The 1372-nt window shown below is 42.1% G+C and carries 1 protein-coding gene; it reads right to left on the minus strand.

Annotated elements, in window-relative coordinates:
* Positions 1–36: 36 nt before the first annotated feature.
* Positions 37–1197: an IS110 family transposase gene (locus Y696_RS13965; RefSeq protein WP_006486554.1), complete on the minus strand. Its 1161-nt coding sequence runs from the start codon at positions 1195–1197 to the stop codon at positions 37–39.
* Positions 1198–1372 lie beyond the last annotated feature (175 nt).

The following is a 1372-nucleotide window of genomic DNA, read 5'->3' on the forward strand; positions in this document are numbered from 1 at the left end:
AGTTACTCTAAGTTGTCAAGTATAGAATTAGGAAAATTATGAGAGTGAAAGGTCAAATGGAACGTTGTTTTTCAAAAGTTGGTAGACCATTTCAGCTGCAGCTCTTGCAGTTGCTATTAGGGCCACCTTATTTTTCACCCCCCTCTTTTTCATCTTCTCGTATTTGTTCCTGTACTTCTCAGTGTTTGCGATCAAGTTCTTAGCTAAATGGTAGAAGGTTCTTCGTAGATGTTTGTTACCCTTCTTAGAAATTGAAAGGCCACGAGTCATGTTGCCACTCTGCTTAATAACAGGGTCAAGGCCTATGTACGATACAAAGGCTTTCCCGGAAGAGAATCTGTCTATGTCGCCTACTTCAGATACGATTTCGGCTTCTGTGACTTCAGCAATACCTGGTATGGTTCTTAGGGGATTGTCAGGGAACTTCTCAAGAAACCTCTTTATTTCCTCATTCAGGGCTTCCACGTGGTCTTTGAGAAGCTTAATTTCAGCTATGAATGTGCTAGTAATTGTTGAGTAGGTTCCAAAGGTATCTGGCTTGCCTATTGAGTCTTTGAGTGAATCGATAACCTCTCTCGCTTTCTTTTCACTCCAGTTTCTGTGAGAGCTGAGCAATTTGACTGCATCTTCCTCGTTGGCAAGTATCTCTTCTCTGGATGGATATACACTCAACAGATGCAATAGCACAGGTGAACTAACGGATCTGAAGGTCTTAAGAAGCTCAGGCATATGAATCTTCAATTTGCTCTTCAGTTTCCTTTGAAGATCAGAACAGTTTGCTACTACAGTGCTTCTCATCCTAACTAAGTCCCTGAATGCTGACATCTCTTCCTCTGGTACTTGAGAAACGCTCAGCAGATCGAATATCCTGTACATTGCAACCGCTATGCTTTTTGCATCTTTCTTGTCTGTCTTTGACCTGCTCATAGCCTTCATGAATTTGCTAAGGGTATACGGATCGAGAAGCTGTACGTCTATCCCTTTGCTTCTAAGAAATCCGTACAAGTTGCTGTGATACGAACCCGTAGCTTCCATTCCGACTTGTTTCTCGTCCTTGTAAGCATTTAGCTTCTTTAGAAATTCCCTAAAACCTTCCCTGTCTTGTTTGTACTTCATGCTTTTCATTTTCTTCTTCTCTGGTAAATAGAAACAAACGTCAAAACTTTCACTGGATATGTCGACTCCTACATATAACATGAGGGTTCCTCCTTTCACAACCTCGTACAAGGTGCGGTCTTTTCGACCATTACTCTCAATCGTGTTAAGAAGGGTGCCCAATCTGAAGTACAGGCTCTAAGCCTAAGGATGACGACTGGCTACTCCCTCTACCCTCATTCTATACCCTCTCTCTTTTGACAATACACGAGGATGA

The organism is Mesotoga sp. H07pep.5.4, from assembly GCF_003664935.1.
In the GTDB taxonomy this organism is placed as follows: Bacteria; Thermotogota; Thermotogae; order Petrotogales; family Kosmotogaceae; genus Mesotoga; species Mesotoga prima.